Below are 21,225 nucleotides of genomic sequence, written 5' to 3'. Positions count from 1 at the left end.
CAAAACCCGCAATATGATCTAACTTGTGTATAGATCCGTGTTCAAGCTGTCGTCGGTTTTGATCGCACACGTAATAAAGCTGTCGAAAAAGTCAGCGTTCAACCACGGATTTGTTATGGTTAATAACAACTCGTTATTTAACTTATCGACAGCTTTACCAGTAACATCCCTCTCCATAAATAGAAGGAGTAGTAAAATGAAAAACTGGATTAAAGGTCTATTAACCGCCTTGGCGCTTTCTGCAACCGTATCTCAAGCAGCTTATGCTGCGACTCAAGAAGTGAAAGTCGGCATGTCTGGTCGCTACTTCCCATTTACGTTTGTTAAGCAAGACAAGTTACAAGGGTTTGAAGTCGACCTTTGGGACGAAATTGGTCGCCGCAACGACTACAAAGTCGAGTACGTGACCGCAAACTTCTCTGGTTTGTTTGGTTTGCTTGAGACGGGTCGTATCGACACCATCTCAAACCAGATCACTATGACCGATGCGCGCAAAGCGAAATACCTATTTGCAGACCCATACGTGATTGATGGTGCACAGATTACCGTTCGCAAAGGTAATGACAGTATTCAAGGTATTGAAGACCTCGCTGGTAAAACTGTGGCGGTAAACCTGGGTTCTAACTTTGAGCAGTTGCTACGTAGCTACGATAAAGACAACAAAATCAACGTTAAAACCTACGACACAGGTATTGAACACGATGTTGCTCTTGGTCGCGCCGATGCGTTCGTGATGGATCGTCTATCTGCACTTGAGCTTATCAAGAAGACAGGTCTGCCACTGCAGCTAGCAGGCGAACCGTTTGAAACGATTGAAAACGCATGGCCATTTGTGAACAACGAAAAAGGTCTAAAGCTGCAACAAGAAGTTAACGAAGCACTGTCTGACATGCGTTCAGATGGTACGCTAGCGAAAATCTCTGAGAAGTGGTTTGGCGCAGACATCACTAAAAAGTAAGTGATCACTATTGTTACGCCCACTACGCTTGGTAGTGGGCGTTTGTTTTTCTAGAAGTTGGTAACATTATGGGATTTGATTTTCAATACATGCTGGAGCTGATGCCGATACTGCTCAAGTATCTCGGCACCACAATGGAAATGGCAGTCTGGGGATTGTTTTTTTCACTGATTCTTGCGGTTATTTTAGCGAATATTCGCGTTTTCAAGATCCCTGTCCTCGATCAGCTCAGTCAGCTTTATATTAGCTTTTTCCGCGGCACCCCACTTTTGGTGCAGCTGTTCTTGCTTTACTACGGTCTACCACAAATTTTCCCATGGATGGTTGGGCTGAATGCGTTTAGTGCGGCCGTCATCGGTTTAACGCTCCACTTCGCCGCTTACATGGCAGAAAGTATTCGTGCAGCCATCATCGGCATTGATCGCAGCCAGATGGAAGCGAGCTTGTCTGTGGGTATGACGACCAGCCAAGCCATGCGCCGTATTATTCTGCCGCAGGCGACTCGTGTCGCATTACCGTCGCTGATGAACTATTTCATCGACATGATCAAATCGACGTCGTTGGCCTTTACGCTCGGCGTGGCTGAAATCATGGCCAAGGCTCAAATGGAGGCGTCATCCAGCTTCCGCTTCTTTGAGGCCTTCTTGGCAGTGGCTCTGATATACTGGGGCGTGGTGTTAGTGCTTACTCGCGTGCAACTGTGGGCTGAACAAAGATTGAACAAGGCATACCAACGATGATTAAACTGGAAAATATCCACAAGCAGTTTGGCGATACAGAAGTCCTAAAAGGTATCGATATTGATATCAAACAAGGGGAAATCATCGTCATTATCGGCTCAAGCGGCACCGGAAAATCGACGCTGCTGCGCTGCGTAAATTTTCTTGAGCAAGCAGACGAAGGCACAATCACCATTGATGATGTAAAGGTCGATTGTCAAAGCCACACTAAAGCCGAAGTATTAGCCCTGCGCCGTAAAACCGGCTTTGTATTTCAAAACTACGCTCTGTTCGCGCATATGACGGCGCGTCAGAACATTGCCGAAGGTCTGATTACCGTAAAAGGTTGGAAAAAAGACCAAGCTCTTGAAAAAGCACAGCAAATTCTCGATGACATCGGTCTAGGCGATAAAGGGGATCAATACCCTGCTTCCCTATCCGGTGGACAGCAACAACGGGTCGGTATTGGCCGCGCTATGGCGCTCCAACCAGAACTGTTGCTCTTCGATGAACCAACTTCAGCACTCGATCCTGAGTGGGTTGGTGAAGTACTTAACCTTATGAAAAAGCTCGCAACTCAGCATCAAACCATGTTGGTTGTGACTCACGAAATGCAGTTTGCTAAAGAGGTCGCTGATCGAGTGATCTTCATGGCCAACGGACACATCGTGGAACAAGGGACACCAGAGCAGATATTCAATGATCCACAGGATATCCAACTTAGAAAATTCCTAAATCAGGTTGGGATCTGATAATGATCCTTGCGCTCTAGCTCACAAAAAGTATAATTCGCCGGCTGGAATTGAAGTTGAACTGATTATTGACTCTTGACGAGTCAGTGATTACAATTCCGCCTCTTTGTTGAGAGGCGTCGGATTTCCTCTCTATCTCTATATAGAGAAAGAAGACGGGAAATATGTCCCACGCCGGGTTCAACGAGAACCTAAAACTACTGATCAGTAAAGGTAATAACCATGTCTAAACGCACTTTTCAACCTTCAGTTCTAAAGCGCAAGCGTACTCACGGTTTCCGTGCTCGCATGGCGACTAAGAACGGTCGTAAAGTAATTAACGCACGTCGTGCTAAAGGCCGTGCTCGCCTTTCAAAATAATCTTCTATTTTGAAAAAGCATGCCTTTATTCGGGAGTTACGTTTGTTAACTCCCGAGCATTACCAAAATGTATTTAAGCAAGCTCACCGAGCTGGCTCCCCCCATTTCACCATCATTGCCCGCAAAAACTCGCTATCACACCCTCGCCTTGGCCTAGCGGTTCCTAAAAAGCAGATTAAAACAGCTGTCGGCAGAAACCACTTCAAGCGTTTGGTACGTGAAAGTTTTCGTAACAAACAACACGAGCTTCCAAGCAAAGATTTTGTTGTAATTGCGAAAAAGAGTGCGCAAACTCTCAGCAATGACGAAATGTTCAAACTTCTAGATAAGCTATGGCATCGCCTGTCTCGCCCCTCGCGTGGTTAGCTATTGGTCTCGTCTATCTGTATAGATGGGTCATCAGTCCTCTTATTGGGCCACGTTGTCGGTTCAACCCAACTTGCTCTCTTTATGCAATAGAAGCCCTTAAAGCTCACGGTTTTGTAAAAGGGTGTTGGTTATCAGGCAAACGTCTATTAAAATGCCATCCTTTGAATGAAGGGGGTTTTGACCCCGTACCACCAGCCCAAAAACAAGACAGAGATAAATAACGATGGATTCTCAACGTAATATTCTGTTAATCGGCTTGGCATTGGTTTCTTTTTTGCTGTTCCAACAATGGCAATCGTACAAGAACCCAGCACCAGTTCCGACTCAGCAGACGCAAAGCAGTACTCTACCTGCGCCATCTTTCGCTGATGAGCATGATCCTGCACCAGGCCACACACAAGCGGCCGCAGATAAAATCATCACAGTGAAAACCGACGTACTGACCCTAGGTGTGACAACTGTGGGTGGTGATGTTGTTACCGCAAACCTAAACGAGTACGCAACCGAGTTGGAATCTAGCGACCCGTTTGAGCTACTAAAAGACTCACAGGGTCACCAGTTTATTGCTCAAAGTGGTCTAGTAGGCCCTCAAGGTATCGACCTAAGCAGCACGAGCCGTCCGGCTTACACTGTATCTGCTGACAGCTTCACGCTAGCAGATGGTCAAGACGAGCTGCGTGTACCGATGACATTCGAAGCGAATGGCATTGCTTACACCAAAACCTTCATTCTAAAACGTGGCCACTACGACATTGATGTTGAATACACTGTAGACAACAACTCTGGTCAAAACGCGACGTTCGGCATGTACGCTCACCTTCGTCAAAATCTTCAAGACAAAGGCGGCAGCATCACAATGCCAACATACAATGGCGGTGCTTACTCAACTCAAGACACTCGCTATAAAAAATACAGCTTCGACGATATGCAAGATCGCAACCTATCTCTTAACCTGACTGACGGTCAAGGTTGGGCTGCGATGATCCAGCACTACTTCGCAGCAGCGTGGATCCCACGTGAAGCACCAGGTACTAACCTTTACACTCGCGTGATTGGTAACCTAGGTGATATTGGCGTTCGCATGCCAAACACGACGATTGCCGATGGCCAAGCAGCGACGCTAAAAGCAACGCTTTGGGCTGGTCCTAAACTGCAAAGCGAGATGGCTTCAGTCGCGCCAAACCTAGACCTAGTAGTAGACTACGGCTGGCTATGGTTCATTGCGAAACCACTTCACACACTACTGTCGTTCATTCAAGGTATTGTGGTTAACTGGGGTCTGGCAATCATCTGTTTGACCTTCATCGTTCGTGGTGCGATGTACCCACTAACGAAAGCGCAGTACACCTCGATGGCGAAAATGCGTATGCTTCAGCCTAAGCTGCAAGCAATGCGTGAGCGTATTGGCGACGACCGTCAGCGCATGAGCCAAGAGATGATGGAACTGTACAAGAAAGAGAAAGTGAACCCATTGGGTGGCTGTCTACCAATCTTGCTTCAGATGCCTATCTTCATCGCTCTGTACTGGGCACTAATGGAATCGGTTGAGCTTCGTCACTCACCATTCTTCGGTTGGATTCATGACCTTTCTGCTCAGGACCCATACTACATTCTGCCTCTACTAATGGGTGCAAGTATGTTCCTTATCCAGAAGATGAGCCCGACGACAGTAACGGATCCAATGCAGCAGAAGATCATGACCTTTATGCCGGTTATGTTCACCTTCTTTTTCCTATGGTTCCCATCAGGTCTAGTTCTATACTGGTTGGTATCGAACATCGTGACGCTTATCCAGCAAACGCTGATTTATCGAGCGCTCGAGAAGAAAGGTCTACACTCTAAGTAGTCCAAACGAATCTTAAACGAATTCGAATAAATAAAGGCGGCCTAAGTGGTCGCCTTTTTCATTGTCCATGATTACAATTTGGCTAAAGCACGGCGAATAGGCAATACAATGACAACAGATACAATTGTGGCTCAAGCTACAGCCCCAGGCCGCGGTGGCGTGGGTATCATTCGCGTTTCAGGCCCTATGGCTCAAGAAGTCGCACAGCAAGTAACAGGCAAAACACTCAAGCCTCGCTACGCTGACTATCTCCCATTTAAAGATGAAAATGGCAGCGAGTTGGATCAAGGTATTGCGCTGTACTTCCCTAACCCGCACTCCTTTACGGGTGAAGATGTCCTTGAACTCCAAGGCCACGGCGGCCCTGTCGTCATGGATATGTTGATTAAGCGTATTCTCTCTATCCCTGGCGTTCGTCCAGCTAGACCGGGTGAGTTCAGCGAGCGTGCGTTTCTCAATGATAAGATGGACCTGACGCAAGCAGAAGCGATCGCCGATCTCATCGATGCAAGCTCAGAAGAAGCGGCAAAATCAGCACTGCAATCTTTGCAGGGTCAGTTCTCTAAACGTATTCAAGTGCTAGTGGAATCCCTTATCCATCTGCGCATCTATGTTGAAGCAGCGATCGATTTCCCAGAAGAAGAGATCGACTTCCTCGCCGACGGTAAGGTCGCTGGCGACCTACAAACCATCATTGACAATCTCGATTCAGTGCGCAAAGAAGCCAACCAAGGCGCGATTATGCGTGAAGGTATGAAAGTGGTTATCGCGGGACGTCCAAACGCTGGTAAATCCAGCCTGCTCAATGCCCTGTCAGGTAAAGAGTCTGCCATTGTGACCGACATTGCCGGAACCACACGTGATGTTCTGCGTGAGCACATCCATATCGACGGTATGCCACTGCACATTATTGATACCGCGGGTCTTCGTGATGCCTCTGATGAGGTTGAGAAAATTGGTATTGAGCGCGCGTGGGAAGAAATTGAACAAGCCGATCGCGTGCTGTTCATGGTAGACGGCACCACCACCGATGCGACCGATCCAAAAGAGATTTGGCCAGACTTCATTGATCGCTTACCTGAATCGATCGGCATCACCGTGATCCGCAACAAAGTCGATGAAACTGGGGAAACTCTAGGGATCTGCCATGTGAATGATCCGACTCTGATTCGTCTCTCGGCACGCACGGGTGAAGGCGTCCCTGCACTTCGTGAGCATCTTAAGTCTATCATGGGCTTCTCTGGTGCTAATGAAGGCGGCTTTATGGCACGTCGTCGCCACCTTGACGCCCTAGAGCGTGCAGCGGAGCATCTGGATATTGGTCAACAACAATTAGAAGGCTATATGGCCGGCGAAATCTTGGCGGAAGAGCTGCGCATAGCCCAGCAGCACTTGAACGAGATCACCGGTGAGTTTAGCTCTGACGATCTACTTGGACGTATCTTCTCCTCTTTCTGTATTGGTAAGTAAGTGAGCTTAGCGTTAACGGCAGACGCTCAGGAAGTCGTTGACTGGCAATATTAGTAAATAAGGAATATTAATGATTCATATCATCACAGGCAGTACGCTCGGCGGCGCGGAGTATGTGGGAGACCACCTTAGTGACTTGTTCATCGAGCAAGGTCTTGAGACAACCATCCACAACCAGCCTGAGTTATCAGACATACCGGCAGAAGGAACCTGGCTGGTCATCACGTCTACGCATGGTGCGGGTGACTATCCAGACAATATTCAGCCTTTTATCGCAGCACTCCAGGCAACCCCTCCTCGCATGTCAAACGTGAAGTTTGCCGTGGTAGGAATTGGCGACTCTAGCTATGACACCTTCTGCGCAGCAGGCAAGCATGCGTTTTCACTGCTGGAAGATATCGGCGGCACACCATTAACTGACTGTCTAGAGATCGACATTCTTAACGATCCCGTTCCAGAAGATGCAGCAGAAGTATGGCTAAATGAGCATATGGCGAAGTTTCAGTAGCGAAACCTATTGCTTAAAAGGCGGCGTAAGCCGCTTTTTTTATGCCTGTGAGTAATTTTTTTTCTGGCTCAAGGTCATTTGAACACTATTTAACCTGTTAAACTGTGGATAAAACATGATCTTTTCGGTGAAAAACCTATATTTATCCAAAGAACAAGTTTTGATCACCCCGAGCCTTGTGTATAACATGCCTTTTTGATCCCAGCTAATACAGTCTCAGATCAACACTAGATCACAACAAGCGATCTCAAAAAGATCCATGGTATTGTTGATCATTTTTGAGTTATCCACAGAGATCGTGGATCCTAATAATAGATCTAATAAAAGATCATATATATAGATCTTATCTTTATATTCTTATTTCTTAGATCCAAAATGTTTTAAAAGCGATTTTCTCAATACCAGAAAAGCGGTAGAATACCGCTCCTTTTGGTTTGTCTATTTCTATCGATTGAATACTGAGGTCGGTTCATGCTTTATCACGAAACATTTGACGTCATCGTTGTAGGTGGCGGACATGCAGGAACGGAAGCCGCACTCGCATCTGCTCGTACAGGGCAAAAAACACTTCTGCTAACGCACAATATTGATACTCTGGGTCAGATGTCATGTAACCCAGCTATTGGTGGCATCGGCAAAGGGCACCTAGTAAAAGAAGTGGATGCTATGGGTGGTCTAATGGCAGAGGCCATCGATCATGCTGGTATTCAGTTCCGCACGTTAAATGCGTCTAAAGGTCCAGCGGTACGTGCTACTCGTGCACAAGCAGACCGTGCACTGTACAAAGCGTACGTACGTCACGCACTAGAAAACGCGCCGAATCTGACCTTATTCCAACAGTCGGTAGATGATTTGATCGTCGAACAAGATCAAGTGCGCGGTGTCGTAACGGAAATGGGACTTAAGTTCCACGCTAAATCCGTGGTACTAACAGTTGGCACCTTCCTTGGTGGTAAGATCCACATCGGTATGGAAAGTTCATCCGGTGGTCGGATGGGGGATCAGCCGTCTATTGCGCTTGCTCACCGTCTTCGTGAGTTACCATTTAGAGTGGATCGCCTTAAGACAGGTACCCCACCACGTATCGATGCACGTAGTGTTAATTTCTCTGAGTTAGAAGTTCAACATGGTGACAACCCAACACCAGTGTTCTCTTTCTTAGGTCAGCGCACACAGCATCCAACACAGATTCCATGTTTTATCACGCACACCAACGAAAGCACTCATGAAGTGATTCGTAACAACCTAGATCGCAGCCCTATGTACGCCGGTGTGATTGAAGGTATTGGCCCGCGCTATTGCCCATCTATCGAAGATAAAGTCATGCGCTTTGCGGATAAAAATAGCCATCAAATTTTCATTGAGCCGGAAGGCTTAACGACACATGAATTGTACCCAAATGGCATCTCGACGAGTTTGCCGTTCGACGTACAGGTACAGATCGTTCGCTCGATGAAAGGCTTTGAAAATGCACATATCGTTCGTCCAGGTTACGCCATTGAGTACGATTTCTTCGATCCTCGTGACCTAAAACAGACCTACGAAACCAAATTTATTTCTGGTTTGTTCTTTGCTGGACAAATCAATGGCACCACTGGTTACGAAGAAGCCGCTGCTCAAGGTTTGATGGCCGGTCTGAATGCGAGCTTGTTCTCGCAAGGCAAAGAAGGCTGGAGCCCGCGTCGCGATCAGGCATACATGGGTGTATTGATTGACGACCTATCAACGATGGGCACGAAAGAACCATACCGTATGTTTACCTCTCGTGCAGAATATCGACTTCTGCTGCGCGAAGATAACGCTGACATTCGTCTAACGGAACACGCGCACCAACTTGGTCTTATCGATGAGCAGCGCTGGAGCCGCTTTAACGAGAAGATGGAGAACATGGCGCAAGAGCGTCAGCGTCTGAAAGAAACGTGGATTAACCCTAAGTCGGAAGGTGTTGAGGCGCTAAATGCCTTGCTAAAAACCCCGATTTCTCGTGAGGCCAGCGGTGAAGATCTATTGCGTCGCCCGGAGCTAACCTACTCGCAACTGACCGCGCTTGATGCCTTTGGTCCTGCTCTAGAAGATCAACAAGCGAGTGAGCAGGTAGAGATCCAAGTGAAATACGAAGGTTATATCCAAAGACAGCAAGACGAGATCGAAAAATTGCTGCGTCATGAAAATACTAAGATCCCAGCGGATCTCGATTACAGCGATGTTAAAGGATTATCTAACGAGGTAGTGGCGAAGCTGAGTGAAGCCAAGCCTGAAACTATCGGTATTGCGTCCCGTATTTCTGGTATTACTCCAGCGGCAATCTCAATCTTGCTAGTCTATTTGAAAAAGCAAGGCGTGCTTAAAAAAGGTGAAGCTGCGTGAGCAACCTAAGAACAAAACTTGATCAACTCATTGCAGAGACCTCACTAGAGGTCTCTGAACTTCAACGTGAACAGCTCGTAGGCTACGTTCAGCTTCTCGATAAGTGGAACAAAGCCTATAACCTCACGTCAGTGCGCCACCCTGAAGATATGTTAGTGAAACATATCCTTGATAGCATCATCGTCGGTGAGCATATTGAAGGCGAACGCTTTATTGATGTCGGTACAGGTCCTGGATTGCCTGGCGTTCCTCTTGCCATCATGAACCCAACCAAGTCATTTACCTTGTTGGACAGTCTTGGCAAGCGAATTCGTTTCATAAAGCAGGTTGCGCACGAACTGAAGATAAAAAATGTCAGCCCAGTCCAATCTCGAGTGGAAGAATTTGACGCAGGAGAAGGCTTTGATGGAGTATTGAGTCGTGCATTTGCGTCAATGACAGACATGGTGAACTGGTGTGAACATTTACCAAAACCACAGTCTGGTCGCTTTTATGCTCTAAAGGGTCAGCTTCACGAACAGGAGATCGCCGAATTACCGTCATGGTGTTCTGTGATCGAAATCAAACCTTTGCAAGTTCCTGAGTTGGAAGGTGACCGTCATCTTGTAATCTTATCCAAGAAAGGATAACGGAGAGCTTGTCGTGGGAAAAATTGTCGCTATCGCGAACCAAAAAGGTGGGGTTGGGAAGACTACCACGTGTATTAACTTAGCTGCCTCGATGGCAGCGACAAAGCGTAAAGTGTTAGTGATTGACCTTGACCCTCAAGGCAATGCGACAATGGCCAGCGGTGTTGATAAGTACCAAGTTGAAACAACTGCTTACGATTTGCTGGTCGATGAGCTACCTTTTGACCAAGTTGTGTGCACCGATACCTCGGGTCAATTTGACCTAATTGCTGCGAACGGGGACGTAACTGCAGCGGAAATCAAGCTTATGGAGGTGTTTGCGCGCGAAGTTCGGCTAAAACACGCGTTAGCGCCAATCCGTGATAACTATGATTTCATCTTTATCGATTGTCCTCCCTCTTTGAACCTACTTACAATTAATGCGATGGCTGCAGCAGACTCTGTGCTCGTGCCGATGCAGTGTGAGTATTTCGCGCTTGAAGGTCTGACCGCACTGATGGATACCATCAGTAAGCTGGCCGCGGTGGTGAATGAGAATCTTAAGATCGAAGGTTTGCTTCGAACTATGTATGACCCTCGAAACCGTCTGGCGAATGAAGTATCGGAACAATTGAAAAAACACTTCGGCGACAAAGTCTACCGAACCGTTATCCCTAGGAACGTCCGCCTCGCTGAGGCTCCTAGCCATGGCAAGCCTGCAATGTACTACGACAAGTACTCTGCAGGGGCGAAAGCGTATTTAGCGTTGGCTGGTGAGATGCTACGACGAGAAGAAGTAACGGCTTAACGCTCTTAAGGAAAAAGATTCAATGTCTAAACGTGGTTTAGGGAAAGGACTAGACGCACTGCTGTCGACTAGTTCGCTTGCACGAGAAAAACAGCAGGTTGCAACTCAAAGTCAGACACTCTCTACCGATGGAGAGTTGACTGAACTTTCAATTAACAGCCTTCGTCCAGGTATCTATCAGCCAAGAAAAGATATGGCACCTGAAGCTCTGGAAGAACTGGCTGCATCCATCCAATCTCAAGGCATCATCCAACCGATTGTTGTCAGAAATGTCGGACACGATCAATTTGAGATCATCGCGGGCGAGCGCCGTTGGCGCGCGGCACGACAAGCGGGTCTGAAAGTGGTCCCTTGCCTCGTGAAAAATGTTCAAGATCGCGCGGCCGTTGCCATGGCATTAATCGAGAATATTCAGCGCGAAGATCTTAACGCGATTGAAGAGGCACAGGCACTCGAGCGATTGCAAGATGAGTTTGAACTTACCCACCAGCAAGTCGCTGATGTGATTGGTAAGTCTCGCACGGCAGTCAGTAACTTGCTGCGTTTGAATCAGTTAGAAACTCCCGTGAAGAAGCTTGTTGAAACCAAGCAAATCGATATGGGTCACGCACGTGCACTATTGGCACTTGAAGGTGAGGTTCAGTGTGAGATCGCACAGACTGTGGCGAACAAGCAATTGACCGTCAGACAAACTGAAGATTTGGTAAAAAAATGCTTAAAACCGAACTCTTCAGAGAAAAAACAGTCTGAAGACCGTGATGCACAAGAAATTTCCCAAAGGTTGAGCGAAAAACTTGGGGCTAAAGTTTCTTTGACAAGAAACGCGAGTGGAAAGTCAAAGGTAACGATAAGTCTTGATGAACCTCACAAATTGGAGCAACTTATTGCCAAGCTTGAGAGCTAAATGAGATAATTGATGTAGGTCAATTATTGATAAATGATAAATTTGTGCGAAAGTTATGGTTTTGTGAATGAAAGTGTGTCTTTTTGATGCACTTTGATTGCAATAACTTTGGTAGAAAGTATAATTTTCGCCAATCTCCCAGCACAGTAGTTATTAGGTGCAAAGTGGATAGAACTAAAGGTAAGAATACATGGTAGCGGCATTAGCGAGACCAGGACGAGCGCTTGCAAAGCGATTGTTACTGATTCAAGCGGGTGCGGTTGCGTTAGTAGCTGTTGGGATGACAGTGGCTGTAAATGCTGAGTGGGGAATTTCAGCGCTCATTGGTGGTGGCAGTTTTGTTATTGCTAATGCTGTTTTTGCGTTGTGCGCATTTCTGTTTAGTGGGGCTCGTGCAGCGAAGAAAGTTGCCGCGTCTTTCTATGCGGGTATCGCCTTGAAAATCCTTATTATAGCCTCCCTATTCTCAATAGCTTACATGTATATTCAGGTGGAAGTGATTCCTCTGAATCTCACATTTTTACTGGTCGTCTTAATTAACCTTATGGCTCCAGTAATTTTCGTTAACAACAAAAAATAGGATGAGTTATGGCTGCGCCAGGTGAAGCGCTAACATCGGCCGGATACATCACTCACCACTTGACCAACCTTTCCTTAGGAAAGCTAGGTTTAGTGGACGAGTCGAGTTTCTGGAACGTACATATCGATAGCCTGTTTTTTTCTCTGCTAACTGGTTTGGTATTCCTTTGGATATTCCGTTCAGTAGCAAAGAAAGCAACAGCTGGTGTGCCGGGCAAGCTGCAGTGTTTTGTTGAGATGATCGTGGAATTCGTTGACGAAAACGTCAAGGATACGTTTCATGGACGCAACGCACTCATCGCGCCCCTAGCACTAACTATCTTCTGTTGGGTATTCCTAATGAACTTGATGGACTTAGTGCCTATCGATTTCATTCCTTACCCTGCAGAGCAAATGGGTATCCCTTACTTGAAAGTGGTACCTACTACTGATGTCAATATCACGATGGCTATGGCACTAGGTGTTTTTGCTCTGATGATCTACTACAGCATCAAAGTAAAAGGTCTAGTTGGCTTTACAAAAGAGTTGACCCTACACCCGTTTAATACCCCAATCATGATTCCATTTAACATGCTTATCGAAGTTGTGTCTTTGCTTTCAAAGCCACTTTCACTTGGTATGCGTCTGTTCGGTAACATGTTTGCGGGCGAGGTGGTCTTCATCCTTTGTGCGGCAATGCTACCATGGTATTTACAATGGATGGGCTCACTACCATGGGCGATATTCCATATTCTAGTAATAACGATTCAAGCCTTCGTGTTTATGATGCTAACGATTGTTTATCTATCAATGGCACACGAAGACAGTCATTAATTTTAACGCGTTTTATTTAGGCAAATTTAAGCCAACAACTATAAATTGGAGATAGTAATGGAAACTTTACTGAGCTTTTCTGCAATCGCCGTAGGTATCATCATTGGTATGGCTGCATTCGGTACTGCGATCGGTTTTGGTCTTTTGGGTGGTAAATTCCTTGAGGGTGCTGCTCGTCAACCTGAAATGGCTCCGATGCTTCAAGTTAAGATGTTCATCATCGCTGGTCTACTTGATGCGGTTCCTATGATTGGTGTTGTTATCGCACTTCTATTCACATTCGCGAACCCATTCGTTGGTCAGCTAGGTTAATCAGACTTTTCTCCGACAAGCTTCGAGCTTGTCACCTGATTAAACTTTAGCTCGTCAATGAATCTTTAGAGGGGTAGCTGTTGTGAATATGAACGCAACTCTGCTAGGTCAAGCAATCTCATTCGCAATGTTTGTGTGGTTCTGCATGAAATATGTATGGCCGCCAATCATGAATGCGATTGAAGAGCGTCAGAAAAAAATTGCTGACGGTCTTGTAGCCGCTGAGCGCGCTGCAAAAGATTTAGATCTAGCGCAAGCCAACGCTTCTGATCAAATGAAGGAAGCGAAGCGCACTGCAACCGAGGTTATTGAGCAAGCAAACAAGCGTAAAGCACAGATTATCGATGAAGCTCGTGAGGAAGCTTTGGCAGAACGTCAAAAAATCCTAGCGCAAGCAGAAGCGGAAATCGAAGCGGAACGTAACCGTGCTCGCGATGACCTGCGCAAACAGGTTGCAACTCTGGCTGTAGCTGGTGCTGAGAAGATTCTTGAGCGTAGTATCGATAAAGATGCGCAAAAAGACATTCTCGACAATATTACTGCGAAACTTTAAAGCGAGGGGCGCCTATGTCTGAATTGACTACAATCGCACGCCCCTATGCTAAAGCAGCATTTGACTTTGCGGTGGAAAAACAAGCGCTAGACCAGTGGGTCGAAATGCTAACGTTTGCCGCTGCAATCGCTAAGAACGATGAAATTGCAGACCTGATTTCAGGCTCTGTGACAGCGACGCGAGTGGCTGAAATTTTCAACGCAATTGGTGGTGAACAGTTTGATGAATTTGGTCAAAACCTGATTAAGGTTATGGCTGAAAATGGTCGACTAGTCGCGTTGCCTTATGTGTTAGTTGAGTTTCTAGAGCTGAAAAAAGAGCTAGAAAAGCAAATCGATGTAGACGTGATTTCTGCATCTGAGCTAACCGAAGAGCAGCGCACTGAGATCAGCAACAAACTTGAAAAGCGTCTTGAACGCAAAGTTAAGCTGAATTGCAGTGTAGATGAGACCCTACTTGGTGGGGTTATTATTCGAGCCGGAGATCTTGTAATTGATAACTCAGCACGTGGTCGTTTGAACCGCCTGAGTGAAGCAATGCAGTCTTGATGGGGATTGGAGCATGCAACTTAATTCCACAGAAATTAGCGACCTAATCAAGCAGCGTATCGAATCTTTCGATGTTGTGAGTGAAGCTCGTAATGAAGGTACTATCGTATCGGTAAGCGATGGTATCATTCGCATTCACGGCCTAGCGGACGTGATGCAAGGTGAAATGATTGAATTACCGGGTGGCCGTTATGCACTAGCACTTAACCTTGAGCGTGACTCGGTTGGTGCGGTAGTAATGGGCCCATATGCTGACCTTAAGGAAGGCATGAAAGTAACAGGTACTGGTCGTATTCTTGAAGTACCAGTTGGTCCAGAATTGCTTGGTCGTGTTGTAAACACGCTAGGTGAGCCAATTGATGGTAAAGGTCCAATTGAAGCGAAACTTACGTCACCAGTTGAAGTGATTGCACCGGGTGTAATCGACCGTAAATCGGTTGATCAGCCAGTACAAACTGGTTATAAGTCAGTTGACTCAATGATCCCAATCGGTCGTGGTCAGCGTGAGCTTATCATCGGTGACCGTCAGATCGGTAAAACCGCGATGGCGATCGATGCAATCATCAACCAGAAAGACTCTGGTATCTTCTCTATCTACGTAGCGATTGGCCAAAAGGCATCTACAATCGCAAACGTTGTGCGTAAACTGGAAGAGCACGGTGCACTACAAAACACTATCGTTGTTGTAGCATCTGCATCTGAATCTGCTGCACTGCAATATCTTGCGCCATACTCTGGTTGTGCAATGGGTGAGTACTTCCGTGACCGCGGTGAAGACGCTCTGATTGTTTATGATGATCTATCTAAGCAAGCGGTAGCTTACCGTCAGATCTCTCTACTACTTAAACGTCCACCAGGCCGTGAGGCATTCCCAGGTGACGTATTCTACCTTCACTCACGTCTACTAGAGCGTGCAGCTCGTGTAAACGAAGAGTACGTAGAGCGTTTCACTAATGGTGAAGTGAAAGGTAAGACAGGTTCTTTGACTGCTCTTCCTATCATCGAAACTCAAGCGGGTGACGTATCTGCGTTCGTACCTACGAACGTAATCTCGATTACCGATGGTCAGATCTTCCTACAAACTGAAGCCTTCAACGCGGGTGTACGCCCAGCCGTTGACCCAGGTATCTCAGTATCTCGCGTAGGTGGTTCAGCACAGACTAAGATCATTAAGAAGCTATCTGGCGGTATCCGTACTGCACTAGCGGCTTATCGTGAACTAGCGGCATTCGCACAGTTCTCATCTGACCTAGATGAAGCAACTAAGCGTCAGCTAAGCCACGGTCAAAAAGTTACAGAGCTAATGAAGCAGAAGCAATACGCTCCTATGTCTGTATTTGACCAAGCGCTAGTTATCTTTGCTGTTGAGCGCGGCTACCTAGATGATGTTGAAATCAACAAGATTCTAGACTTCGAAGCAGCGCTTCTATCGTATGCTCACAGTCAATATGCTGATCTTGCTAAAGAGATCAACACTACGGGTGCTTACAACGACGATATCGAAGCTCAGCTTAAGAAACTGACTGACGATTTCAAAGCAACTCAGACTTGGTAATTGGTGGGTGACCTTCTGGTCACCACTTATGGAGAGTAACGATGGCCGGCGCAAAAGAGATACGTAATAAAATCGGTAGTGTGAAAAGCACTCAGAAAATTACGAAAGCGATGGAAATGGTAGCAGCTTCAAAAATGCGTCGTTCGCAAGACGCGCGTGAAGCTTCTCGTCCATACGCTGAAACTATGCGTAAAGTGATCGGTCATTTGGCTAACGCAAACCTAGAGTACCAACATCCGTACTTAGAAGAGCGTGAAGCCAAGCGTGTTGGTTATGTCATTATTTCTACCGACCGTGGTCTCTGTGGCGGCTTGAACATTAACTTGTTCAAAAAAGCTGTCCTAGAGATGCAGGATTGGAAACAAAAGGGTGCTGAAGTTGAGCTGGCTGTGATTGGCTCAAAAGCAACGGCATTCTTTAACAACAGCGGTGCGAAAGTAGCGGCACAGGTATCTGGTCTGGGTGATGAGCCTAGCTTAGAAGACCTAATCGGTACTGTAGGCGTCATGCTGAAGAAATATGACGAAGGCGAATTGGATCGCCTGTATGTAGTGTATAACCACTTTGTGAACACTATGATTCAGGAACCAACGATCGATCAATTGCTACCTCTGCCTAAATCTGACAGTGATGAGATGCAGCGCGAACATTCATGGGGCTACATTTATGAGCCTGAGCCAAAACCACTACTAGACGCACTATTGCTTCGTTATATCGAATCTCAAGTGTATCAAGGTGTGGTAGAGAACCTTGCTTGTGAGCAAGCGGCTCGAATGATTGCAATGAAAGCTGCAACGGACAATGCGACCAACTTGATTGATGATCTAGAGCTTGTGTACAACAAGGCGCGTCAAGCGGCTATCACACAAGAACTATCAGAAATCGTTGGCGGCGCAGCTGCGGTTTAAGCTTAGGTAAAACGAAATAGATTAGAGGATTAACGATGGCTACAGGTAAGATCGTACAGATCATCGGTGCGGTAGTCGACGTAGAGTTCCCACAGAGTGACGTACCAAGTGTATACGACGCTCTAAACGTAACGGACTCTAAAGAGCGTCTTGTTCTTGAAGTTCAACAACAGCTAGGCGGTGGCGTAGTTCGTTGTATCGTAATGGGTAGCTCTGATGGTTTACGTCGTGGCGTAACAGTAGAGAACACAGGCGCGCCAATCTCAGTACCAGTAGGTACTAAGACTCTTGGTCGTATCATGAACGTACTTGGTGATGCGATTGACGAGTGTGGTGAGATCGGTGCAGAAGAAAGCTATGCGATTCACCGTGAAGCGCCAAGCTACGAAGAGCAATCTAACGAAGTCGCTCTTCTAGAAACGGGTGTTAAAGTAATCGACTTGGTTTGTCCATTCGCTAAGGGTGGTAAAATCGGTCTATTCGGTGGTGCAGGTGTAGGTAAGACCGTTAACATGATGGAGCTTATCAACAACATCGCACTACAACACTCAGGCCTATCCGTATTTGCGGGTGTAGGTGAGCGTACTCGTGAAGGTAACGACTTCTACTTTGAGATGCAGGAAGCAGGCGTTGTAAACGTTGAGAAGCCTGAAGAATCAAAAGTAGCAATGGTTTACGGTCAGATGAACGAGCCACCAGGTAACCGTCTACGTGTTGCACTGACTGGTCTAACAATGGCAGAACGTTTCCGTGACGAAGGTCGTGACGTACTACTATTCGTTGATAACATCTACCGTTACACACTTGCAGGTACAGAGGTATCGGCACTTCTAGGTCGTATGCCATCTGCGGTAGGTTACCAGCCAACTCTTGCAGAAGAGATGGGTGTACTTCAGGAGCGTATCACGTCAACAAAAACTGGTTCTATCACGTCTGTACAGGCGGTATACGTACCAGCGGATGACTTGACTGACCCGTCTCCAGCAACAACGTTTGCGCACTTGGATGCGACGGTTGTACTTAACCGTAACATCGCTGCTATGGGTCTATACCCAGCGATTGACCCACTAGATTCAACGTCTCGTATGCTTGATCCACTAGTGGTTGGTCAAGAGCACTACGAGGTAGCTCGTGGTGTGCAGCAAACACTGCAGCGTTATAAAGAGCTGAAAGACATCATCGCGATCCTAGGTATGGACGAGCTATCTGAAGAAGATAAGCAAGTAGTATCTCGTGCTCGTAAGATTGAGCGTTTCCTAACTCAGCCTTACCACGTAGCGGAAGTATTTACTGGCGACCCTGGCATCTACGTACCTCTTAAAGAGACTCTACGTGGCTTCAAAGGTCTACTAGCTGGTGACTACGATGACATTCCAGAGCAAGCGTTCATGTACTGCGGTACTATCGACGATGCTATCGAGAATGCTAAGAAGCTATAAGGCTAAATAGGAGGCGATATGGCAGCAATAACCTTTCACCTAGACGTAGTAAGCGCTGAGAAAAAGCTTTTCTCTGGTCGCGTAGAAACGTTCCAGGTGTCCGGTAGCGAAGGTGAACTTGGTATCTTCCATGGTCACACACCGCTGCTGACCGCTATTCAGCCTGGTATGGTGCGTATCGTTAAACAGCACGGCCACGAAGAGTTCATTTATGTCTCTGGTGGTATTGTAGAAGTTCAGCCTGGTACAGCGACTGTACTGGCTGATACGGCTATCCGTGGTGAGGAACTAGACGCAGCGAAGGCAGAAGAAGCCAAGCGCAAAGCTGAAGAATCGATTTCTAATCAGCATGGCGACATGGACTTCGCGCAAGCGGCCAGTGAACTGGCTAAAGCCATTGCTCAGCTTCGAGTAATCGAACTGACAAAAAAACGTCGTTAATCTAGCCCGATTAGATTAACTGCGATGAGAAAGGCGACCGTTTGGTCGCCTTTTTGCTTATTTTTTAGCGTAAATTTGCATACCGACATTAACACTGCTGCGATTCATCGTTAGAATGTTGACAATATTTTTAACGTCAATGGTTTGATAATAATGAAGTTCAGCGCAGTTGTTCTCGCCGCGGGAAAGGGAACCCGCATGTATTCCAATAAGCCGAAAGTGCTGCATACCTTAGCGGGTAAGCCGATGGTGAAACATGTCATCGATACGTGCGAAGGCTTGGGATCTCAAAATATCCACCTAGTGTATGGCCACGGTGGCGACCTAATGAAATCTGCTCTTGAGCAAGAAACCGTAAACTGGGTTTTGCAGGCCGATCAACTGGGCACCGGTCACGCAGTGGATCAAGCATCACCTCATCTAGCCGATGACGAGAAGGTTCTTGTTCTGTACGGTGATGTACCGCTAATCTCTGAACAAACTATTGAAAACCTGCTAGATGCGCAGCCAACAGGCGGTATTGCACTGCTTACTGTCGTGCTGGATAACCCAATGGGTTACGGTCGTATCGTGCGTAAGAATGGTCCTGTGGTTGCTATCGTCGAGCAAAAAGATGCGACTGAAGAGCAAAAGCTGATTAAAGAGATCAACACGGGTGTGATGGTCGCAACGGGTGGCGATCTTAAGCGCTGGCTATCTGGCCTTAGCAACGATAATGCTCAAGGCGAATACTACCTAACAGACGTGATTGCTGCAGCGCACGATGAAGGCCGTGCAGTAGAAGCGGTACACCCAGCGAACCCAATTGAGGTTGAAGGTGTTAATGATCGCGCTCAGCTCGCTCGTCTAGAGCGTGCATTCCAATCTATGCAAGCACAGAAGCTGCTAGAGCAGGGCGTTATGCTGCGTGACCCGGCACGCTTCGACCTACGTGGTCAGCTGCAGTGTGGTATGGATGTCGAAATCGATACTAACGTCATCATCGAAGGTAGCGTAACGCTAGGCGATAACGTAGTGATTGGTGCCGGCTGTGTGCTGAAAGACTGTGAAATCGATGACAACACGATTGTACGCCCATACAGCGTGATTGAAGGCGCGACGGTTGGTGAACAATGTACCGTAGGTCCATTCACTCGCCTACGTCCTGGTGCTGACATGCGCAATGACTCTCATGTGGGTAACTTCGTTGAGGTGAAAAATGCTCGCCTAGGCGAAGGCTCTAAAGCAAACCACCTTACTTACCTTGGTGATGCAGAGATCGGTCAGCGCACTAACGTTGGGGCCGGTGTTATTACCTGTAACTACGATGGCGCGAACAAGTTTAAGACCATTATCGGTAACGATGTGTTCGTAGGCTCAGATAGCCAGTTGGTGGCGCCGGTGACGATTGCTGATGGCGCAACGATTGGTGCGGGTACTACCCTAACCAAAGACGTAGCAGAAGGTGAGTTAGTGATCACTCGCGCTAAAGAGCGCAAGATCACAGGCTGGCAGCGTCCAGTAAAGAAAAAGTAATCAAGATTACATTCTAATAGTGAAAAGGGTCTCATTGAGACCCTTTTTGGTTTCTGAAGCTTAGTTAAGCCTTGTGATATATTGTGCTGGTGGTTAGTGACTTGGGATCGCAATCCTTTTCTCTAGCCATCGCACGGCCTGAGAAACCAGCAGAATCAGCACTAAGTACTCCAACACTAGGAAGGTATAGATCTCTAATGGTAAGTATTCGTTAACCACCAGCTCATTGGCACGCCTAGTTAAATCACTTAAGCCAATGACACTCACCAGTGAAGACATCTTTAAGATGTAGACAAACTGGTTCCCCAGCGGCGGCAGTATCTGCCTAAACGCCTGAGGCAAAATAACCAAGCGCATTTTCTGCCAATAGTTGAGCCCTAACGATTCTGCCGCTTCATGTTGACCACGAGTCACGGCTTGAATACCGCCACGAAACACCTCAGCCATAAAAGCACTCTCAGCGATAGTCAGTGCTATCACGCCAGCCCAGAAATGGTTAAGTGAAACGTCAAGCAGTGTGGGCATGCCGTAGTAGACCCAGAGCAGCAGTACCAGCACCGGAATGGAGCGTATTACTTCAACATAGACGCGGTTTATCGCGCGCAGCCAAGGTTTGTCAGAGAGTGCGGGAAAGGCAACAAGTAGACCCAACAGCATGGCAAATACCATACTGAGCAGCGACACATAGATAGTGTCCTTAAAACCTGCCAATAAGAAGCCGAGGTTGGTTTTCCCTTGTTCGGTGGAGGGGTCGAGCACATACCAGCCCCACTCGTAATCAGAACAACCACTTAGTAGTGGTAGGCACAAAACAACAGCAAGTAATCGATAGCTCACAATCGTCCCTAAATATTCCTGAAAAATCCATCTGTTACTGCTATGTTATCAAGGAT

Annotated in this window: 24 protein-coding genes; 23 read left to right on the top strand and 1 reads right to left on the bottom strand. The window is 46.9% G+C overall.

What is annotated here, in order from left to right:
* Positions 1-196: 196 nt before the first annotated feature.
* From J4N45_RS18680 to glmU, 23 genes are all read left to right on the top strand, one after another.
* Positions 197-958, top strand: coding sequence for an amino acid ABC transporter substrate-binding protein (locus tag J4N45_RS18680; protein WP_252012981.1), 762 nt, complete (start codon positions 197-199; stop codon positions 956-958).
* 68 nt (positions 959-1,026) lie between these two features.
* Complete coding sequence (locus J4N45_RS18675) at positions 1,027-1,698, top strand: amino acid ABC transporter permease (protein ID WP_042478165.1); 672 nt, start codon at positions 1,027-1,029, stop codon at positions 1,696-1,698.
* Positions 1,695-2,429, top strand: a complete 735-nt coding sequence (locus J4N45_RS18670) for an amino acid ABC transporter ATP-binding protein (protein WP_252012980.1) — start codon at positions 1,695-1,697, stop codon at positions 2,427-2,429. Before J4N45_RS18675 ends, J4N45_RS18670 begins: the two co-directional genes overlap by 4 nt.
* A 222-nt stretch (positions 2,430-2,651) precedes the next feature.
* Positions 2,652-2,789: a 50S ribosomal protein L34 gene (gene rpmH / locus J4N45_RS18665; protein WP_004400210.1), complete on the top strand. Its 138-nt coding sequence runs from the start codon at positions 2,652-2,654 to the stop codon at positions 2,787-2,789.
* A gap of 9 nt (positions 2,790-2,798) precedes the next feature.
* The gene (gene rnpA / locus J4N45_RS18660) at positions 2,799-3,155 is read left to right on the top strand and encodes a ribonuclease P protein component (RefSeq protein ID WP_081936193.1); all 357 of its coding nucleotides are present in this window, start codon (positions 2,799-2,801) and stop codon (positions 3,153-3,155) included.
* Complete coding sequence (yidD, locus tag J4N45_RS18655; protein WP_081936191.1) at positions 3,122-3,379, top strand: membrane protein insertion efficiency factor YidD; 258 nt, start codon at positions 3,122-3,124, stop codon at positions 3,377-3,379. The genes rnpA and yidD overlap by 34 nt, the downstream gene beginning before the upstream one ends.
* A 2-nt stretch (positions 3,380-3,381) precedes the next feature.
* Positions 3,382-5,004 (top strand): membrane protein insertase YidC, encoded by a 1,623-nt coding sequence (yidC, locus tag J4N45_RS18650; RefSeq protein ID WP_252012979.1) that lies wholly within the window; start codon positions 3,382-3,384, stop codon positions 5,002-5,004.
* Positions 5,005-5,112: 108 nt separating this feature from the next.
* Positions 5,113-6,474, top strand: coding sequence for a tRNA uridine-5-carboxymethylaminomethyl(34) synthesis GTPase MnmE (gene mnmE / locus J4N45_RS18645; RefSeq protein WP_252012978.1), 1,362 nt, complete (start codon positions 5,113-5,115; stop codon positions 6,472-6,474).
* Positions 6,475-6,544: 70 nt separating this feature from the next.
* Positions 6,545-6,982, top strand: a complete 438-nt coding sequence (mioC, locus tag J4N45_RS18640) for an FMN-binding protein MioC (RefSeq protein WP_042478127.1) — start codon at positions 6,545-6,547, stop codon at positions 6,980-6,982.
* A gap of 471 nt (positions 6,983-7,453) precedes the next feature.
* Positions 7,454-9,349: a tRNA uridine-5-carboxymethylaminomethyl(34) synthesis enzyme MnmG gene (mnmG, locus tag J4N45_RS18635; protein WP_252012977.1), complete on the top strand. Its 1,896-nt coding sequence runs from the start codon at positions 7,454-7,456 to the stop codon at positions 9,347-9,349.
* Positions 9,346-9,978 carry a 16S rRNA (guanine(527)-N(7))-methyltransferase RsmG gene (gene rsmG, locus J4N45_RS18630; RefSeq protein WP_234494892.1) on the top strand — a complete coding sequence of 211 codons (633 nt, stop codon included), beginning with the start codon at positions 9,346-9,348 and terminating at the stop codon, positions 9,976-9,978. Before mnmG ends, rsmG begins: the two co-directional genes overlap by 4 nt.
* A 13-nt stretch (positions 9,979-9,991) precedes the next feature.
* Positions 9,992-10,765, top strand: a complete 774-nt coding sequence (locus J4N45_RS18625; protein ID WP_042478124.1) for a ParA family protein — start codon at positions 9,992-9,994, stop codon at positions 10,763-10,765.
* Positions 10,766-10,787: 22 nt separating this feature from the next.
* On the top strand, positions 10,788-11,669 hold the full coding sequence (locus J4N45_RS18620; RefSeq protein ID WP_128649111.1) for a ParB/RepB/Spo0J family partition protein: 882 nt from the start codon (positions 10,788-10,790) through the stop codon (positions 11,667-11,669).
* 190 nt (positions 11,670-11,859) lie between these two features.
* Entirely contained in the window at positions 11,860-12,249 is a 390-nt protein-coding gene (locus J4N45_RS18615; protein ID WP_042478120.1) for a F0F1 ATP synthase subunit I, read from the top strand.
* Positions 12,250-12,257: 8 nt separating this feature from the next.
* Positions 12,258-13,061 carry a F0F1 ATP synthase subunit A gene (gene atpB, locus J4N45_RS18610; RefSeq protein ID WP_234494890.1) on the top strand — a complete coding sequence of 268 codons (804 nt, stop codon included), beginning with the start codon at positions 12,258-12,260 and terminating at the stop codon, positions 13,059-13,061.
* Positions 13,062-13,118: 57 nt separating this feature from the next.
* Entirely contained in the window at positions 13,119-13,373 is a 255-nt protein-coding gene (gene atpE, locus J4N45_RS18605) for a F0F1 ATP synthase subunit C (protein WP_006073065.1), read from the top strand.
* An 82-nt stretch (positions 13,374-13,455) separates the two neighbouring features.
* A complete protein-coding gene (gene atpF, locus J4N45_RS18600) occupies positions 13,456-13,926 on the top strand; it encodes a F0F1 ATP synthase subunit B (RefSeq protein ID WP_042478163.1) in 471 nt (156 codons plus the stop codon).
* Positions 13,927-13,940: 14 nt separating this feature from the next.
* Positions 13,941-14,474, top strand: coding sequence for a F0F1 ATP synthase subunit delta (gene atpH, locus J4N45_RS18595; RefSeq protein ID WP_112460761.1), 534 nt, complete (start codon positions 13,941-13,943; stop codon positions 14,472-14,474).
* Positions 14,475-14,487: 13 nt separating this feature from the next.
* Entirely contained in the window at positions 14,488-16,029 is a 1,542-nt protein-coding gene (atpA, locus tag J4N45_RS18590; RefSeq protein ID WP_006073059.1) for a F0F1 ATP synthase subunit alpha, read from the top strand.
* A gap of 41 nt (positions 16,030-16,070) precedes the next feature.
* Positions 16,071-16,937 (top strand): F0F1 ATP synthase subunit gamma, encoded by an 867-nt coding sequence (gene atpG / locus J4N45_RS18585; RefSeq protein WP_042478116.1) that lies wholly within the window; start codon positions 16,071-16,073, stop codon positions 16,935-16,937.
* 35 nt (positions 16,938-16,972) lie between these two features.
* Positions 16,973-18,376, top strand: a complete 1,404-nt coding sequence (gene atpD / locus J4N45_RS18580) for a F0F1 ATP synthase subunit beta (protein WP_112460762.1) — start codon at positions 16,973-16,975, stop codon at positions 18,374-18,376.
* Positions 18,377-18,394: 18 nt separating this feature from the next.
* A complete protein-coding gene (locus J4N45_RS18575; RefSeq protein ID WP_042478114.1) occupies positions 18,395-18,817 on the top strand; it encodes a F0F1 ATP synthase subunit epsilon in 423 nt (140 codons plus the stop codon).
* A 153-nt stretch (positions 18,818-18,970) separates the two neighbouring features.
* Entirely contained in the window at positions 18,971-20,332 is a 1,362-nt protein-coding gene (gene glmU, locus J4N45_RS18570) for a bifunctional UDP-N-acetylglucosamine diphosphorylase/glucosamine-1-phosphate N-acetyltransferase GlmU (protein WP_234494889.1), read from the top strand.
* 93 nt (positions 20,333-20,425) lie between these two features.
* Here the strand turns inward: glmU and J4N45_RS18565 are convergent, their stop codons facing one another.
* Positions 20,426-21,169 carry an amino acid ABC transporter permease gene (locus J4N45_RS18565; RefSeq protein ID WP_252012976.1) on the bottom strand — a complete coding sequence of 248 codons (744 nt, stop codon included), beginning with the start codon at positions 21,167-21,169 and terminating at the stop codon, positions 20,426-20,428.
* Positions 21,170-21,225: the final 56 nt, after the last annotated feature.

The organism is Vibrio sp. SCSIO 43140, from assembly GCF_023716585.1.
GTDB lineage: Bacteria > Pseudomonadota > Gammaproteobacteria > Enterobacterales > Vibrionaceae > Vibrio > Vibrio maritimus_B.
This window is presented reverse-complemented; position numbering and strand designations above follow the sequence as displayed.